This window comes from Paenibacillus sp. JDR-2, assembly GCF_000023585.1.
Classification (GTDB): domain Bacteria; phylum Bacillota; class Bacilli; order Paenibacillales; family Paenibacillaceae; genus Pristimantibacillus.
In genome coordinates this window covers 483730-499666 of the sequence record NC_012914.1, presented here as the reverse complement: position 1 = coordinate 499666, position 15937 = coordinate 483730, and the positions used below count along the sequence as shown (strand labels likewise).

Below are 15937 nucleotides of genomic sequence, written 5' to 3'. Positions count from 1 at the left end.
ATTTTCGCAAAAAAAAGTTACAGAATGGAGCAAAATTTTCGTAAAAAAGAGCCTGCCGCGATGGCAAGCCCTTAAATAAGCCTTATATTGCCCCAAATTGCGCCTGATGCAGACGGCTGTAAATGCCTCCCGTTGCTACAAGCTCCTCGTGACGGCCTTCCTCGGTGATGCCGTTCTCGGTCACCACTACGATGCGGTCAGCGTTCTTGATCGTCGCCAGGCGGTGCGCAATAACAAGCGTTGTCCGGCCTTCGGACAGCTCGGCCAGCGACTGCTGGATCGCCTGTTCGGTCTCGGTATCTAGCGCCGAAGTCGCTTCGTCCAGGATCAGGATCGGCGGGTTCTTCAGGAACATGCGCGCAATCGCCATCCGCTGCTTCTGGCCGCCGGACAGCTTCACGCCCCGCTCCCCGACAACCGTGTCGAGTCCGTCAGGCTGGGACTGAATAAACTCTTCCAGTCTCGCGCGTCGCGCAGCTTCCATAATATCCGCGTCGGATGCGCCAAGCTTACCGTAGGTAATGTTGTCGCGGATGGTACCGGCGAACAGGAATACATCCTGCTGCACGATACCAATCTGCTTGCGGAGAGATTCCAGCTTCAGATCGCGGATGTCGTGGCCATCCACCGAGATGCCGCCTCCATCCACTTCATAGAAGCGCGGGAGCAGACTGCAGAGCGTGGTTTTGCCCGCACCGGACGGTCCAACGAATGCGATGGTCTCGCCGGCGCGAATCGACAGGCTGATGTCCTTAAGCACCTTCGCTTCGCCTTCGTAACCAAACGTCACGCTCTTGTATTCGATATCGCCATGCAGACGGTCAACCGCCTTCGCGTTAGGCGCGTCCGCTACATCCGGTTCAGTCTCGAGCAGCTCCACGTAACGGCGGAAGCCCGCGATCCCGCGCGGATAGCTTTCAATAACGGCATTAATCTTCTCGATCGGCTTGAAGAAAATATTCGTCATCAGGACAAACGCGACAAATTCCCCGTACAGCAGATTGTCGTTGATAACGAACCACGTACCGGCAAGCAGTACAAACAGCGTAACCAGTCTCATCAGCATGTAAGTGATGGACGAGTTCAGACCGATGATTTTGTAAGAGATAAGCTTCGCCTGACGGAACCGGCTGTTGTTGCCTGCGAACAGCTTGCTCTCGTGCTTCTCGTTCGAGAAAGCTTGAACAACGCGGATACCGCCAACAGTATCTTCGACGCGGGCATTAAAGTCGGCCATATCCCCGAAGAGACGGTGGGAAGCCTTCGTCATTTTTCCATTAAAGAACAGAACGAGCACCAGAATAATCGGCACGACGATAAACGTCATGATCGTCAGCGGCAGATTAATATAAGCCATAATGCCGAACGCGCCCATCAGGGTCATAACGGCAATAAACATATCCTCCGGACCATGATGCGCCACTTCCCCGATCTCGAACAGATCGTTCGTCATACGCGAGATCAAATGGCCGGTCTTCGTATTATCGAAGAAACGGAAGCTAAGCTTCTGCACATGATCGAACAGCTTTCTGCGCATATCCGTCTCAATATTGATACCAAGCATATGCCCCCAATACGTCACGACAAAGGACAGGAACGTATTCAGCACGTAGACGGCAAGCAGAATCGCGCAGGCGCCAATGATATACTTCAGATTCCCTTCCGGAAGAAGCGTATCGATGACATGGCTGACCGCCAGCGGGAAGAGCAGCTCCAGAACCGCCAGAATAACCGCGCAGCCGAAGTCGAGCAGGAACAACTTACGATAAGGCCTGTAATAAGCAAAAAACTTCTTAAGCATCTGGATCTCCTTTTTTCTAGAAAAATATAAGCTTGTATGATTTTTCATCTACCAGACTTATATTTCACCGCGAAAACATAGGCTGCTCCTCCTATTGACGAAGCAGCCGTTTTCACTAGTTGATAATCATTATCATATATGGGATGGGCATGACTGTCAATTAATTCGGGTTCACTTGAACCGCCGCTTGCTTGCCGCTGAGCTGAATGCCGGTCTGCTTCGCGCCGTATGGCTTCAGATCCGCCAGAAGCTGCTCCAGGAGTTCCTTCGCCCTAGCGCCCTCTTTGCCTTGAATACGGATGACCAGCTGGACCGCGTTGCCCGATTCCAGCAGCTTCACCGCCTGCCGCAGCTTCGTGTCGTAATCATGCTGCTCGATATCCACGCTAAGCCGCAGCTCCTTCACCTTCGCGGGCTCGCTCTTCACCTTCTCCGCCCGCTTCTGCTGGCTCGCCTGCTGCTTGGCGCCGCCGCGCACGATCAGCTTGCACGGAGGCGGACTGCTCATCAGCGATTCGCAGACGAGATCCACCTTCAGCTGCTTCGCCATCTGAAGCGCTTCTTCGCGCGATACGATGCCAAGCGATTCGCCGTCGAGACCGGTGAGGCGTACCTCGGCTGCTTTTATTTTCTCATTCATAATTAACATAAATCGTATATCCCCCGTCTACTGTCTGTTAGGCCTCTAACGTTGCGCCTTTGCCTCCCGCACCGTTATGCGAGACGGCAGCCGGCTTCTCCTGGCCCGTCTTCATGAACTTCTTCTGTCTCCACCGTCTAAGCACCCATATGCCGCGGATGTATTCATCCATAATCATACACGCATAGATGCCAACAAGTCCCCATCCCAGCGTTATCCCAAATATATAAGAAAGGATAGTTGCGATCAAGGTCATCGAAGTAATCGAGGTCCACATCACGTAACGGGTGTCGCCAACCGCGTTAAGCGCATTGCCGATGCCCATGTTGAGCATTTTGCCCGGCTGCAGCAGCAGGTTCATCCCAAGCAGGGAGACGCCCATCGCGATAATCTCCGGATCGTCCGTGAAGATCTTGAGGATTGTACCGCCGATCAAATACAGCACCAGCGCGTTCACCGTCACGATCGCAAGCCCGATCCAAAGCGCACGGTAGGAATTCTTGTAAGCCTCCTGCACCTTGCCTGCTCCGAACAGATGCGCGATCTGAATCTGAAGCGCAAGCGCAAGCGAATAACCAAGCATGAAGCAGAACGATTCCAATGTATTCATATACGTACGGGCCGACAGCTCCACCGAGCCAAGCTGCGCGATATACGTATAGATAAGAAGCTGGGAGAAGACCCAGCAGGACATGTTAATGCCAAGCGGCCAGCCAATCTTCAGAATCTCCTTGAACAGCTTGCTGTCGAACAGCTTGAAGTCGCGAAGCGAAATCTGGCGTTCGAAGGCGCCAAGGAACATGATCAAGAGCACGATCACCGCAAGCAGGCGGCTGATGTCCGTCGAGATCGCAACCCCTTTGAGTCCCCACTGCGGAAATCCGAATTTGCCGAAAATAAACGCATAGTTCATCCCGACATGCACGATATTCATGCCAATGGCCGTATACATCGGGCCTTTCGTGTTGCCCGTATTGCGGATCGCATTGCTCAGCGCCGCCATAACGGCAACAAGCACCATCCCGCCGCCTACAATCGAAATATACGTTTTGGCCAGTGGCAATAATTCATCCGGCAGATGAAGCGCGGAAGCGATCGGTCCCGGGAACAGATACAGCAGCACGCTGATTCCAAGACCTATAATCGCGCTGACTTTGACAGCCATAATCGCAATTGTCCGGGCATCCTCATTCTTCCGCATCCCAATCCGCTGCGCGATCAGAATACCCGCCCCGCTCGCAACCGTCATGAACAGCGTCATTAAGGCGCTGAACAGCTGCGTCGAGAAGCCTACGACGGCAACCGCATTATCCGAAATCTTGCTCACCTGCAGCGTATCGGCTGCTCCTAACAGAAATTGCAGGAATAACTCAATAAATATCGGCCATGCAAGCATCCATAGCGAAAACTTGTGATGTTCACGCTTTTGCATTTTATAATCCTCCCGAGCGTACACATGCTGCAGCCGATGTTTAAGTAAACGGCAACTCCAATACGCCACTATAATAGTCATGCAATTTCATATTATAGATGCTATACTTCGGATATTGTATCAGTTTTACAACCGAAACTTTCAAAATTCAAACCTCCGTAAGGGGTATAAAAAGGTGCCGCTATGACCCTGTTTCATTTTACCGTTCCGCCGCTTCCGCACTATATCGCATCGGGCTATACGAAGTGCTCGGCCGGGTTCAAGCATCCCGGCAGATACCGGATTGGCGTATTTGATTTACTTGTCGTTACAGAAGGCTGTCTCTTTATGGGGGAGGGCGATTCCACGTTTGAGGTAAGGGCTGGGGAGGTACTCATTCTGGGACCGGACAATCATCATTACGCGACAAAAGAATGCGAAGAGCCCTCCGCCTATTACTGGCTTCACTTCCAGACAACGGGACGGTGGGCAGCTTCAGAGGAATATGCTCCGCGGATTATTCAAGGCAGGGAGCCTCATGGCTTAAATCCCCAAATTTTCACTACGCAAACCTTCATCAAGCAGGTGCCGCAATACACCAGGCTGCTTCAGCCCGCCAAGACAGTCGAGCAGATCCAGCAGCTGATGGAGCTTGGCCACGGCAACCATCTGGGCAGTGTCAGCTGGAAGCAGCAGGTGCTGTTCCAGGAGATTATCGAGCAGCTGTCCGCCTCTATCGAGATGCAGGGCACGACGCCAACCTCGCAATGCGCGGAGCTGGCCGCCTCGTACTTAAGGAAGCATTACCGCGAGGATATTAAGGCGCAGCAGCTTGGCGAGAGCATCAACTTCCATCCCGTCTATATCGCCAGATGCATGCAAAAGGAATTCGGCTGCTCGCCGTTCGACTTCCTGCTGCGCTTCCGCATTCAGCAGTCGAAGCTGCTGCTTCTGCAGACGAACTATACGATCGCAAGGGTGGCCGAAGAGGTTGGCTTCAACTCCGCCGCCTACTTCACCTCCTGCTTCGCCAAGTACGAGGGCATATCGCCCCGCAAATACCGCCAGCGCTTCTCGCATGGCTGAGGCGTATGCTTGCTGCATCAACAGCGCGCGGCGGGCGGTACGGATAACCGCTACTGCTGATGCGCCTTGATCAGATCCGTCTTCAGCTGCCAGGCCTGTTCGCTTAGATGAACCGGATACAGATCCGGATTCAGCTTGCGGAGGATCTCCGGCCGGAAGATGCTGAGCTGATGCTCGTGGTAGCTGCGGATCTCTTCCAGAAGCGGAAGCTTGTACACGATCTCGCCTTCCACCACGATAGGCTTCAGCAGCGGCACCGCTTCATAGTCGCTAATGAACCGATGGATATACGGATGAACCGGGTCAAACAACTTGATCCGCTCGCCATTCAAAATATCCGTCTCATCATGCAGCGTCATATAATCCGCTTCGGCAAGTCCCGTGGACTTGTTCATAATCCGGTATACGTCCTTCTTGCCCGGAGCGGATACCTTCTCGGGATTGCCCGAGATCTTGATTACCGGTATGTATTGCCCGTCACGCTTGCGGGCGGTCAGCTTGTACACGCCGCCAAGCGACGGCTGATCGGCAGCCGTAATCAGCTGCGTGCCAACGCCCCATGTATCAATCTTGGCGCCTTGCGCCTTCAGGTTGAAGATCAGCGTCTCATCGAGGTCGTTCGAGGCCACGATCTTCGCATCCTGCAGCCCTGCCGCATCAAGCATCTTCCGCGCTTCCTTGGACAGATACGCCAAGTCGCCGCTGTCGAGCCGGATGCCGCCAAGCCGCTTGCCGATGCTCTCCAGATAGCGGGCTGTCTTAATCGCATTGGGCACCCCGCTTCTCAGCGTGTCGTAAGTATCCACGAGCAGCGTAACGCCATCCGGCAAAGCCTTCGCATACGCCAGGAAAGCTTCCTCCTCGGATTCATGCCCCTGCACCCAGGAATGGGCATGCGTTCCCTTCGTCGGGATGCCAAACATCATGCCGGCATGCATATTGGATGTAGCGTGGAAGCCGGCAATGTAAGCCGCACGCGCACCCCATACCGCCGCATCCGCCTCCTGTGCCCGGCGCGTTCCGAACTCCAGCAGAATATCTCCCGATGCGACCTGCTTGATCCGCGAAGCCTTCGTCGCAATTAACGTCTGGTAGTTCATGAAGTTGAGCAGCGCCGTCTCCACCAGCTGCGTCTCGAAGATCGTGCCTTCTACCCGCACGATGGGTTCATTCGGGAATACCAGCGAGCCTTCTTCCACCGCATGCACCGTTCCCTTGAAGCGGAACTGCCGGAGCACCTCCAGGAAGCCCGGATCATAATTCTCCTCCTGCTTCGCCAGATAAGCGAGCTCCTCTTCCCCGAACTTCAGATGCCGGATGAAATCCACGATTCTCTCGAGGCCAGCGAATACCGCATAACCGTTGCCGAACGGCAGCTTGCGGAAGAAAGCCTCGAATACGGCGCCTTCCCCGTCCGTGCCATTTATCCAATGAGCGTACATCATATTAATCTGATATTTATCCGTATGTAGCGTTAAGTTATTAGAACCGTCCACTGCTCCTCGACACACCTCTCTAAGTTGATCTTACTCACAGCATATCCATAATAAGCAAAAACAACAGCCTTCCGCCACATCAGCGAAAGGCTGCCGCTATTGCTGCCTGCTTTAGAACTTCCGGACGAACCGGTATTCCGGCCGCCGGCGTCTTCGTTCAAGCCAATAATTAATCGAAATGCAGATGATCAGGCCAATACAGCCGCCCGTCAGGTCCACAATCACATCCGTCGGATTCCCCGTCCGCCCAACCTTGCTCAGCTGGTTCGTCTCATCCATCGCCGCAATCCCGCCCGTCAGGATCAGCGCCATAATAACCGGCAGCACCATCTGCCTGCGGAACATCAGATTACGGATGAACATGTACAGCGAGACGCATAACACGGCGTACATGAACAAGTGAGCTCCTTTGCGGAAGAAGAACTCCACGAAGCCGTACGGGTCTTCTTTGGCTACGACCGTGCTGCCATGATACGTCACGGAAGTATCCGGAAGCTTCTGAGCCAATTCCTCTTTGGTCACCCATTTATTTAAAGTAGGTTTAATTGACTGCTGATTATAAGATTCAGATGATAATGTAAATATGAAAAAAATCCAACAAAATACGACAAAAAACCATATTATAGAATTTTTTCTATCCTTTTTTAACATTACTCTTCAACACTCCTTCGACACAATCCGACCCGCCCATTATCTATCTCTGGTCTGTTATTGTATCAGATTCATGAAGGAAATGGAAATCCGTTGATCTACCTGCAAAAAACAAGACTAAGGTAATGTAAATTTGAGCAAAAAGTCCTATAAACTATTGTTTTTAGCATCCATTCTTTGGTATTATAAATCTAGCAAATATTAGATTTCTGTTAGGCACATGCTTACGAAGCATGAACCATCACGAATGTCCTTGAATACGGCCATTTGTGTAATCATTCATTTTAGGAGGTTAGCGAATGGCTGGCTATTTGATGTTCTCCGAGATTTGGACACCCTTCAAGATGGTAGGCATACGAGTATTTAAAGACGAGAACGGCGACTACTGGTACAAATACCGAAACAACAAACGCTCTCGGCTATTCCGATAATCTCCTACTGCCATACATAAGATTATAAATAATAGAAAAACTCCCCCGATGGCTCGAAGCCATCGGGGGAGTTTTTGGTTATTTCAATTTTGCTGCAACCGAATCAATAACTGCAAGATCATTTTCGTATCTCGTTTGATATTCCGCCAGCACATCTAAGCTATAGCCATATTTCGTCAAGTCAGCCGTAACATCCGCGATAATTTTTTGGAAACCAGCCTTACACTGAGCGATTACTTGATTTCCTTGAGCTGCAAGACTCGACTTCACCGCGCTATCTGTCGCTGCTTCATATTGATCCTTAAGGCTGCCCAGAGAAACTGCGCATTGTAATTCTAGAGAAGTAAGCTTTGCGTCCGTACTACTCTTGATTGACTCGTAGGATGGCTTCGTTCCTGTAGATGGATCCGTACCCCCTGTTCCTCCACCCGTATTTCCTCCAGGTGTTGTACCTCCGCCAGCTTGCGCTGCTTTGTATGCCGCGGATTCGCCTGTAATGCTATTTGTCTTCTGATCCCACTTAATGTCCGTTCCTACAGCTTCAGACATGAAGCGCAGCGGAACATAGATGCTGTTGTTGATCGAATAGAGAGATTGACCTGTAGGAAGCGCTTTTGCCTGTCCATCAAATACAAGCGTGGCTTGAACCGGCTTAATGGTAATGCTCTTACCAGCAGCAGGTTGTGCACCACCAGCAGTTGCTCCTGCAAGCAGCTTCGCAAGAGCTTCCTTCTCAGTAGCAGTTGGTTCGGATACCGTTACTTTAGAAGACTTCTGATCCCACTTCACCGACTTCTGCAGAGCGTAAGAGATAAAGCGAACCGGAATGTAAGTACGATCTTGATAAATGAAGGCATATTGTCCATCCGGCAAGGCAAGAGACTGTCCGTCGAACTTCAGGTTAACCGCTTGTGTCTTAACGGTAACCGAGCTGGATGCAGCACCAGCTGTCAGTGGCAGAACGGTACATAAGGCGACAATTAACAGCATGAGTGTGTAATGGCGTAAATTTTTCATCATTTGGATTCTCCTCTTATTTATTATGATTTAATAGCTGTGGCAATAGCGCTAATTGCGGATGCTCGTACACTTTGCTTACTTTCTTCATACTTCGCATTCCAATCCGGCATTGCACTGCTATCAATTCCCGCGTCAGCATAACTAGAGGCCGATTGACTCACGATGCCCTGGAACTGCGCATCACAAGAGCCCTCTGCCTCCATGACTTTACCTAGATATTTATTTTGAAGATCCTCTACCGTAACTCCGTCTGCACTACCAACGATCTGCTGCACAATAGTGTTACTTTTAGCCCTACAGGTTCCGGAAAGCGAAGCTAATTGTGACTCCGTTTTGGAGTCGATGGATTGTTTGACCTTCTTCAAATCCGTAGATAGCTCCGGAGTTGGTTTTTTTTCTGGTTCCGTAGGCTTACTGGATTCTGCAGGCTTGTTATTTACAGGCTTTGTCGAACCGTTAGATTGCTGTTTCATCTTCTGCCAGGCTTCATTGTGCTCTTTAATTTTCTCAGGATCCCTTTCTCCTACCCATTCAATCGGGAAGTCAGGATTAAGGATATTAAGTGCAACACCATACTGCTTTGTAATCGAACTTAATAACTTTATCTCCTCATCAGAGAGTTTAGTTAATAATAGATCACGAATATTTTGCTTCTCCTCAACTGACAAATCCGTTGTAGCATTGCCTTGAAGATAAGAAATCTGCTTCAGGCTAAGACCCGAGTTAAGTAAAATAGCCGCTACATCTAGAGCATCTGCACTGTCGATCTTTTTGCCCCCAATTAGCTGACTAGCTTTCTCGACTGGCTTCTCAATAATAGTCGGCAATTTCTTAGGCTCTGATTTCTCCTCACCAGAGCCGTTCGCCACATCAGTGTTGTGTCGGGATGCAATATCCTTAATATCAATGGATTTGATGTAATAATACGTGACTCCCATAAAGATCAAAGCGACAACAACAAAAAATGAAGCGGTACCGATCACCCACTTCATCCAAGGCTTTAGCTTCTTTTTTGGTTTTTGCTTACGTGGTATATCCATGGTGTCTCCTATCTACTTTAATCATAATTTAGAAAGAAAGAATAGGATTTGTCTCTTTCACTCCATTATTCATCTTAGGTCTTCCTATGGAATAGTAAGCGAAAGGAGTCTCCTCCAAATCCTCTTCCCGATAAATATTCCGGCCGTCAATGAGGTTCGGCGTCTTTAACCATTTCTGAATATCCGACAACGGAATGTTAATAAACTCCTTCCACTCCGTTAGAATACACAGCGCATCCGCACCTTCAGCAGCTTCTTGAGCAGAGGTACAGTATTCTACCTCAGAACGGTCGAAAGCCTTCTCAAAGTTACTCGAAGCAATAGGATCATAAGCTTTAACCAATGCTCCCCGCTCCAGTAATGTCTCCATAATCTCAAAGGCTGGGGCGTCACGCACATCATCCGTTTCCGGCTTGAAGGCCAATCCCCAGATCCCAATCGTTCTTCCCGTAACGTCTCCCAGTAGTTCATCCAGCTTCCGAATAACATTAAAGCGTTGATCCCGGTTCACTTCAACTACGGACTTCAACAGCTTGAAATCATAATCCATCTGTCCCGCGATCTGAATGAGCGCTTGCGTATCCTTCGGGAAGCAAGATCCGCCGTACCCGATACCCGCCTTCAGGAAAGAAGATCCGATACGCCGATCCATCCCCATCCCCTTCGCTACTTCCTCCACATCCGCCCCTACCTTCTCACAGATATTGGCGATCTCATTAATGAAGGAAATCTTAGTAGCCAAGAAGGCATTCGAAGCATACTTAATCATCTCCGAGCTGCGGACGTCAGTTATGGTAATTTGATCGGTTAATGGACGATGCAACGCAGTAAGCATCTCTGCCGCGCGCCCACTTTCCGTCCCGATAATAATTCGATCCGGATTCAATGTGTCTTTAACAGCTGTTCCTTCTCGCAGGAATTCAGGAACAGAAGCAAAGTCAAAGGATTCCGTCGCATAATCTCGAATGATGGCTGCAACCTTCTCATTTGTTCCTACCGGTACCGTACTTTTCACAACGACAACCTTGTATCCATTAATGGCACGGCCAATTTCCGCAGCCGCTTGCTCAATATAAGCCAAATTGGCCTTTCCATCTGGCAAGGACGGAGTGCCAACAGCAATAATAATGATCTCTGAATCATTCACCGCAGCAGCGAGATCCGTTGTGAAGGACAATCGCCCCGCAGCCGTGTTGCTTGCTATCAATTCCTTAAGACCAGGCTCATGAATAGGAACTTCACCATTATTCAATAACTCGATCTTCGATGTGGCATTGTCTACACAAACAACTTCATTGCCCAGTTCAGAGAAACACACCCCAGAGACTAAGCCAACATATCCGGTACCAATTACCGCCAGCTTCATTCTCACTCACTCCCTACAATTTGTTTGAGATATTCAGCAATATGAGCAGCCCCATTACGTTGTCGAATATCTTCAAAGAAATGCTCTCTATCTATAAAGTCATGCATGTTATCTTCCATTAACTGCCCCCACTCTATCATTCGATAGGGGTGACGGTCTTGAAGAGCCTGAATAGTATTCTTGTCTTCTTTCATCTTGCTTCGATGAAGCAGGTATAACGGCTTTCGAAGCGCTACCGCTTCTCCAACCGTACTCCATCCCGGCTTACTGATAACAAGATCCGATGCTGCAACATAATTTTGCGACTCCGTATAGAAAGCTGGTATAGCTATAATATTCTTATGTTCCACCTTCATGTTGCTTGACACAATAAAAAGGCAAGCCTCATCCTCCCACAGCTTCAACGCGACCAAATCTTGTACATTTATACTCATTCCAATACCGAAATAGACGACTCTCTTCTGCCTACCAGGATTAATGGTCTGCAAAATACGACTTACTTCCTGTTGATCCACTTCCCTGCTAAAAAAATCCGCTCGAAGAGTTCCTCGTTTCCCCCAATCCGGTTCAACAGCACCTTCTAAACGAACAAAATAGTCCATTGCAGCATAGACTTCAAATAACGGCTGTAGAGCAGAATGATTGATCATTTCCAAGTAAGCGGTATACCAGGTGAAATTAGATATTCCTACCGAAGGTATGTCAGCCTGTCTCGCAGCTGCAAAGGCAATTGGAGAAATATCTGAGATTACGAGATTGACCTCAGCCGTTCGAAGAAAATCCGCCTCCCGCGCAGCTTCATGAGGCAATTTCTCCAAATACTCGTGATACTTTGCTATAAAGGCCACTGTGTCAGGTTCAATACTGTCTGGCTGAAGAACATAACCCACGTCCGAGATGCATCGGCGATACTGAATAACCTCTTGATAATCGGAAAGTGAAGCCTTCATAAAGGCCAATATTTTGTCTGAAGAACAGATAGTAAGCATATAGAATTGTTCTGCAACAAGGAGCATTGCACGGATAACTGCAATGCTCCTTGTTGCATGTCCATAACCGTAGTCTGAAATATAATAAGCTATTTTTATTTTCATAATTTAAATTAGACAAAAGTCATATTCCTTGGTTATATTTTTCTAGTATTAAGGGTTCACCAAAAAATTGATCATACTCAATCGGACTAAATCTTCTTGCTCCGTTTCCAGGTGTGAATGTCATTTCTCCAAATAATATTTCACTTTCATTTACACAATAAAGATCAACACGAACAAAGGCAAATCCTTTAGAAAGTTTTCTTGACAATTCAACCATTAGATCTAACATTTTCGGTTTTTCAATTGGGGTATCAAAATTGTTATAACCATATCTAACATTTATCTTATTCCAATCTGTGTCATACATATCTCGTTTATGTGTGTTGTACCTACCTCCGTCTAGTTGAACATATTTGGGTTCACCATGATAACAAAAAAACTTATAATCCTTTAAGTCACCAGAATCATCATGTATCAACTCTTCTATTACTACACGTCCACGTATATTTTTATAGTTCTCTTCGCCTGTAATTCGATAGAAACTCGCATTTATCCATTTATCGATTTTTCGACACGTGATAGACCAATTTAATTTTGATTTGTCACTAACTATTAAATTCCACCCTGAAGAATGTGTCGCTTTGATAATAAACTCTTTAGGTAGTTTGTTGAAATCAATTTTACGACTATTCTCGTAGACTCCAATTAAGGGTATAAGATATTCTTCCCCAATAATATTACCCACATATCTACGAACTTCATATTTATCGACTAAGTCTGAAAAACGAGTTAATTTCCCATTGATTTTAATCCAATGAATTTTCTCTGATAGCGTTTTTGGATAATTTAAATTTAGCTTATATCCATGATTGATATAAAAATTTAATCTAACTTTATTTTCATTGCTTATTAATCTGCTTCCGTTCAAAATTTTCATTAATCTAAACATCACTATACCTTTTATCAATTTGAGGATTTTTAGCATTGAGTTCCCCCCTTATTTTGCTGCACATATCATCTATTAATAGACCCTACTTTCCTCTTAGCAAAGGTATACAACAATTCATCCTTAAATATATATAAATAAATTAAAGTACCAAGACTGTATATCAATACTCCAGCCATAGTTTCCAGGATCATGTATAAAGCTGAATCCGGAAGATTCATACTAATTACACTTACAATAATAAACATTAGAAATCCCAAGAAAACAAAATATACTGAAGATTTAATATGTTTTTTTATTGAGAGTTCCCTTCTAACTGCCCAACATTGATAAGCACATACCGATATCTCTGCTAATACTGTCGCCACAGTAGAGCCTAAAGCTTGATAATGAGGAATTAAAATAATATTTGTAATAACGCTAATAACTGCACCAATTAAAACTGATTTCACAAATATAGAATCCAAATTATTTGGAATCAAATACTGTGTTCTTATTACATTTGCAAAAGCAATGAATGGAATAGTAATCGCTAAACCCTGCATTATTGCCCCAGTTTTTTCGAATTCTATTCCAAAAAAAACTGGTGCAAATTTAGGAGCTATAGCACTAACCCCAAAGAACCAGCCTAAAGAAACTATTATTGCAAACTTCATTGAGTTTGAAAAATATCTTTCAGCTCTAGCAAAGTCTGAATTCGTCACTAAATTAGACATTCTTGGAAGCATTACTGTCCCTAATCCTGTAATTAATGCTAATGGTATATTTATAATTTTCTCAGCATTATCAAACAACCCTACTTGAGAATGGTCCGTTAATGCCCCCAACAAAACTTTATCCATAATCCTGTACAAACTTACTGATAACGTTGGTATAAACATTATTAGCATAGGTTTGAAATGTGTTGTTATTTCACTCCAGCTGGGTTTTACTATTTGTACATATTTATTTATTAGTCCCCATATCATGGATTGACTAATAAAGGTTCCTATCGCCATTATTAAAATATAAATTACTAAATCGTTTTTATCCTTTACACACAAAAATATTAACAGCACTGTCAGTATTTTTATTATAATATTCCTTGTTACAGTTATTTTAAATTTCTCCATACCAAAGAAAAACCAATTTACATCAAATAACGCAGCTAAAATATAAATAGTCGATATCAATGCAAATAAACTGTTTTCTTTCACAATGAACAATGAATAACCTAAATACAGAATTATCATTATTATGGATGATATTATATGTATTGTTAATATACTGCTAAAGGTTTGATTTAGCTTTTCTTTATTATCCCTAACCATAGCAATTCTTCTACTACCATGATTGTTTATGCCAAGCATGGCAAACAACACAAAATAGTTTGCAACTGAAAAAGTATATGAGTATGTACCCACTCCTTCAACACCAAGTACTCTTGAAACATAGGGGGCGGTAAATATCGGGAGAATTATAATAAGAATTTGATAGGAGATTTGGAATATATAATTCTTTTTAATGCTACTCATAAAAACTATCATAGCCCCCTTTCATTAGTCAGGATCGTTCGATATACTTTTTTTGACACTAAACTTTAATGACATTTTTTCTCTTAGGAGCAATTTTTTCATCCAATCGAGATATCGTGAAAATATTTCCTTACCTCCGACCACGATGAGTAAAGTTCTATTGTCTGATCTTGATTAATCTCTCCTGTATTAACTACTATTATTTCTACATCACTAATTGCTTTTAAACTATGTAATGTTTTGGCTGGAATATGAAGAACATTGCCTGCCATCACTTTCATTGGAGTACCATTTTGAATAAATTCTCCTTCACCCTTCACAATTGTCCATACTTCTTCACGATACATATTCATCAGATAAGAAAGATTTTTTCCTTCCTTAATAGCTACGCGTTTAGCTATCACAGAACGACCATTCTCATAACGTTCTTCATCTAATATTCGAATCCATCCCCATTCTCTCTCTTCGAACATTGGACCTTGGTCATAATCAATGTATTCTTTTATTCTCGGACTGGCACTTTTATCAGTTACAAGAATTCCATCAGGGCTAGCAACTACAACAATGTTTGATAATCCGAGTATGGTAACTGGAATATCTAGCTCATTAATAAGATGAGTATTTACACAGTCTTCACTAATGGTTCCCTTACCTAATTGACTCTGACCCATTTCTTCCGTTAATGTATTCCAAGTACCAAGGTCCTTCCAGTATCCATCATAGGGCAAAACTACAATATTTTTGGATTTCTCTACTATTTCATAATCAAAACTAATTTTAGGTAATTCATGATATCTCTCTACAAGTTGTTCATAACTCAACGGATAACCTTTATCCTTAAGTATATTAATTAAATAACCTAACTTAAAAGAAAATACTCCACAGTTCCATAGTCCATTTTGCTCTATTAAATTTACAGCAGCCTCCTCTGTAGGCTTTTCTTGAAAATGACTGACTTTTAAAACATCATGATTATCCACTTGATTACTAAAAGGAATAATATAACCATATTTAGCCGATGGATATGTAGGCCTTACTCCAATAAGTGCCAAATCTGCATCTGTCTGCTGGATAATCTCCTCTAATTGTTTCACTGCATAAAAAAATTGACCCTCTACATAAGGGTCAACTGGTAAAATCGCTACTACTTCATTCAAATCAAGCTTTGCTACAGAATATAAATACGATGCTGTTAAAGCAATCGCTGGAAATGTGTCTCGCCTTTCTGGTTCAATTATTAGTGGAACAGATGTCCCAATCTGACTATGTATCATCTCTATCTGAGATTTTGCAATTGTAACAAAACATGATTCATCTAATCCACTGTCATTAATTTGACTCCAAACTCTCTGTAACATTGAAATACGTTCTTGGTCTTCATTGTCAAGAACTCTTAAAAACTGTTTTGAACGGGAATCGTTTGAAAGTGGCCAAAGCCTCTTACCCGAACCGCCAGAAAGAAGGACCATTTTCATTGAAAGCACCCTCTCTTTAATTTATT

Annotated in this window: 14 protein-coding genes; 2 read left to right on the top strand and 12 right to left on the bottom strand. The window is 45.3% G+C overall.

Annotated elements, in window-relative coordinates:
* Positions 1-82: 82 nt before the first annotated feature.
* The 3 genes from PJDR2_RS02270 to PJDR2_RS02260 all read right to left on the bottom strand — a co-directional run bounded on the left by PJDR2_RS02270 (position 83) and on the right by PJDR2_RS02260 (position 3873).
* Positions 83-1801 carry an ABC transporter ATP-binding protein gene (locus PJDR2_RS02270; RefSeq protein WP_012772426.1) on the bottom strand — a complete coding sequence of 573 codons (1719 nt, stop codon included), beginning with the start codon at positions 1799-1801 and terminating at the stop codon, positions 83-85.
* Positions 1802-1961: 160 nt separating this feature from the next.
* Positions 1962-2450: a translation initiation factor IF-3 gene (gene infC / locus PJDR2_RS02265; protein ID WP_012772425.1), complete on the bottom strand. Its 489-nt coding sequence runs from the start codon at positions 2448-2450 to the stop codon at positions 1962-1964.
* Between the two features lie 28 nt (positions 2451-2478).
* On the bottom strand, positions 2479-3873 hold the full coding sequence (locus tag PJDR2_RS02260; RefSeq protein ID WP_012772424.1) for an MATE family efflux transporter: 1395 nt from the start codon (positions 3871-3873) through the stop codon (positions 2479-2481).
* 183 nt (positions 3874-4056) lie between these two features.
* On the opposite strand from PJDR2_RS02260, the gene PJDR2_RS02255 reads away from it, so the two are divergent.
* On the top strand, positions 4057-4938 hold the full coding sequence (locus tag PJDR2_RS02255) for a helix-turn-helix transcriptional regulator (RefSeq protein ID WP_012772422.1): 882 nt from the start codon (positions 4057-4059) through the stop codon (positions 4936-4938).
* A 50-nt stretch (positions 4939-4988) separates the two neighbouring features.
* Here PJDR2_RS02255 and PJDR2_RS02250 read toward each other — a convergent pair whose 3' ends face one another.
* On the bottom strand, positions 4989-6434 hold the full coding sequence (locus tag PJDR2_RS02250) for a nicotinate phosphoribosyltransferase (protein ID WP_012772421.1): 1446 nt from the start codon (positions 6432-6434) through the stop codon (positions 4989-4991).
* Positions 6435-6545: 111 nt separating this feature from the next.
* Positions 6546-7085, bottom strand: a complete 540-nt coding sequence (locus PJDR2_RS02245; protein WP_012772420.1) for a VanZ family protein — start codon at positions 7083-7085, stop codon at positions 6546-6548.
* Between the two features lie 299 nt (positions 7086-7384).
* Between PJDR2_RS02245 and PJDR2_RS33380 the strand changes: the two genes are divergently transcribed.
* Positions 7385-7516: a hypothetical protein gene (locus PJDR2_RS33380; protein ID WP_012772419.1), complete on the top strand. Its 132-nt coding sequence runs from the start codon at positions 7385-7387 to the stop codon at positions 7514-7516.
* Positions 7517-7594: 78 nt separating this feature from the next.
* Here the strand turns inward: PJDR2_RS33380 and PJDR2_RS02240 are convergent, their stop codons facing one another.
* The 7 genes from PJDR2_RS02240 to PJDR2_RS02210 all read right to left on the bottom strand — a co-directional run bounded on the left by PJDR2_RS02240 (position 7595) and on the right by PJDR2_RS02210 (position 15911).
* Entirely contained in the window at positions 7595-8536 is a 942-nt protein-coding gene (locus tag PJDR2_RS02240) for a stalk domain-containing protein (protein WP_012772418.1), read from the bottom strand.
* Positions 8537-8556: 20 nt separating this feature from the next.
* Positions 8557-9576, bottom strand: coding sequence for a hypothetical protein (locus tag PJDR2_RS02235; RefSeq protein WP_012772417.1), 1020 nt, complete (start codon positions 9574-9576; stop codon positions 8557-8559).
* 28 nt (positions 9577-9604) lie between these two features.
* Positions 9605-10942, bottom strand: coding sequence for a UDP-glucose dehydrogenase family protein (locus tag PJDR2_RS02230; protein ID WP_012772416.1), 1338 nt, complete (start codon positions 10940-10942; stop codon positions 9605-9607).
* 2 nt (positions 10943-10944) lie between these two features.
* The gene (locus PJDR2_RS02225; RefSeq protein ID WP_012772415.1) at positions 10945-12036 is read right to left on the bottom strand and encodes a hypothetical protein; all 1092 of its coding nucleotides are present in this window, start codon (positions 12034-12036) and stop codon (positions 10945-10947) included.
* Between the two features lie 19 nt (positions 12037-12055).
* Positions 12056-12961 carry an ATP-grasp fold amidoligase family protein gene (locus PJDR2_RS02220; RefSeq protein WP_012772414.1) on the bottom strand — a complete coding sequence of 302 codons (906 nt, stop codon included), beginning with the start codon at positions 12959-12961 and terminating at the stop codon, positions 12056-12058.
* 29 nt (positions 12962-12990) lie between these two features.
* Positions 12991-14436 carry an oligosaccharide flippase family protein gene (locus PJDR2_RS02215; protein WP_041613255.1) on the bottom strand — a complete coding sequence of 482 codons (1446 nt, stop codon included), beginning with the start codon at positions 14434-14436 and terminating at the stop codon, positions 12991-12993.
* Positions 14437-14534: 98 nt separating this feature from the next.
* A complete protein-coding gene (locus PJDR2_RS02210) occupies positions 14535-15911 on the bottom strand; it encodes a sugar phosphate nucleotidyltransferase (protein ID WP_012772412.1) in 1377 nt (458 codons plus the stop codon).
* Between the last annotated feature and the right edge of the window lie 26 nt (positions 15912-15937).

Bases quoted from the DNA above. Each gene is read 5' to 3' on its own strand.
- PJDR2_RS02270 (WP_012772426.1), bottom strand. From the start codon at position 1,801: ATGCTTAAGAAGTTTTTTGCTTATTACAGGCCTTATCGTAAGTTGTTC.
- PJDR2_RS02235 (WP_012772417.1), bottom strand. From the start codon at position 9,576: ATGGATATACCACGTAAGCAAAAACCAAAAAAGAAGCTAAAGCCTTGG.
- PJDR2_RS02255 (WP_012772422.1), top strand. From the start codon at position 4,057: ATGACCCTGTTTCATTTTACCGTTCCGCCGCTTCCGCACTATATCGCA.
- infC (WP_012772425.1), bottom strand. From the start codon at position 2,450: ATGTTAATTATGAATGAGAAAATAAAAGCAGCCGAGGTACGCCTCACC.
- PJDR2_RS02210 (WP_012772412.1), bottom strand. From the start codon at position 15,911: ATGAAAATGGTCCTTCTTTCTGGCGGTTCGGGTAAGAGGCTTTGGCCA.
- PJDR2_RS02230 (WP_012772416.1), bottom strand. From the start codon at position 10,942: ATGAAGCTGGCGGTAATTGGTACCGGATATGTTGGCTTAGTCTCTGGG.
- PJDR2_RS33380 (WP_012772419.1), top strand. From the start codon at position 7,385: ATGGCTGGCTATTTGATGTTCTCCGAGATTTGGACACCCTTCAAGATG.
- PJDR2_RS02260 (WP_012772424.1), bottom strand. From the start codon at position 3,873: ATGCAAAAGCGTGAACATCACAAGTTTTCGCTATGGATGCTTGCATGG.
- PJDR2_RS02245 (WP_012772420.1), bottom strand. From the start codon at position 7,085: ATGTTAAAAAAGGATAGAAAAAATTCTATAATATGGTTTTTTGTCGTA.
- PJDR2_RS02225 (WP_012772415.1), bottom strand. From the start codon at position 12,036: ATGAAAATAAAAATAGCTTATTATATTTCAGACTACGGTTATGGACAT.
- PJDR2_RS02215 (WP_041613255.1), bottom strand. From the start codon at position 14,436: ATGAGTAGCATTAAAAAGAATTATATATTCCAAATCTCCTATCAAATT.
- PJDR2_RS02240 (WP_012772418.1), bottom strand. From the start codon at position 8,536: ATGATGAAAAATTTACGCCATTACACACTCATGCTGTTAATTGTCGCC.
- PJDR2_RS02220 (WP_012772414.1), bottom strand. From the start codon at position 12,961: ATGCTAAAAATCCTCAAATTGATAAAAGGTATAGTGATGTTTAGATTA.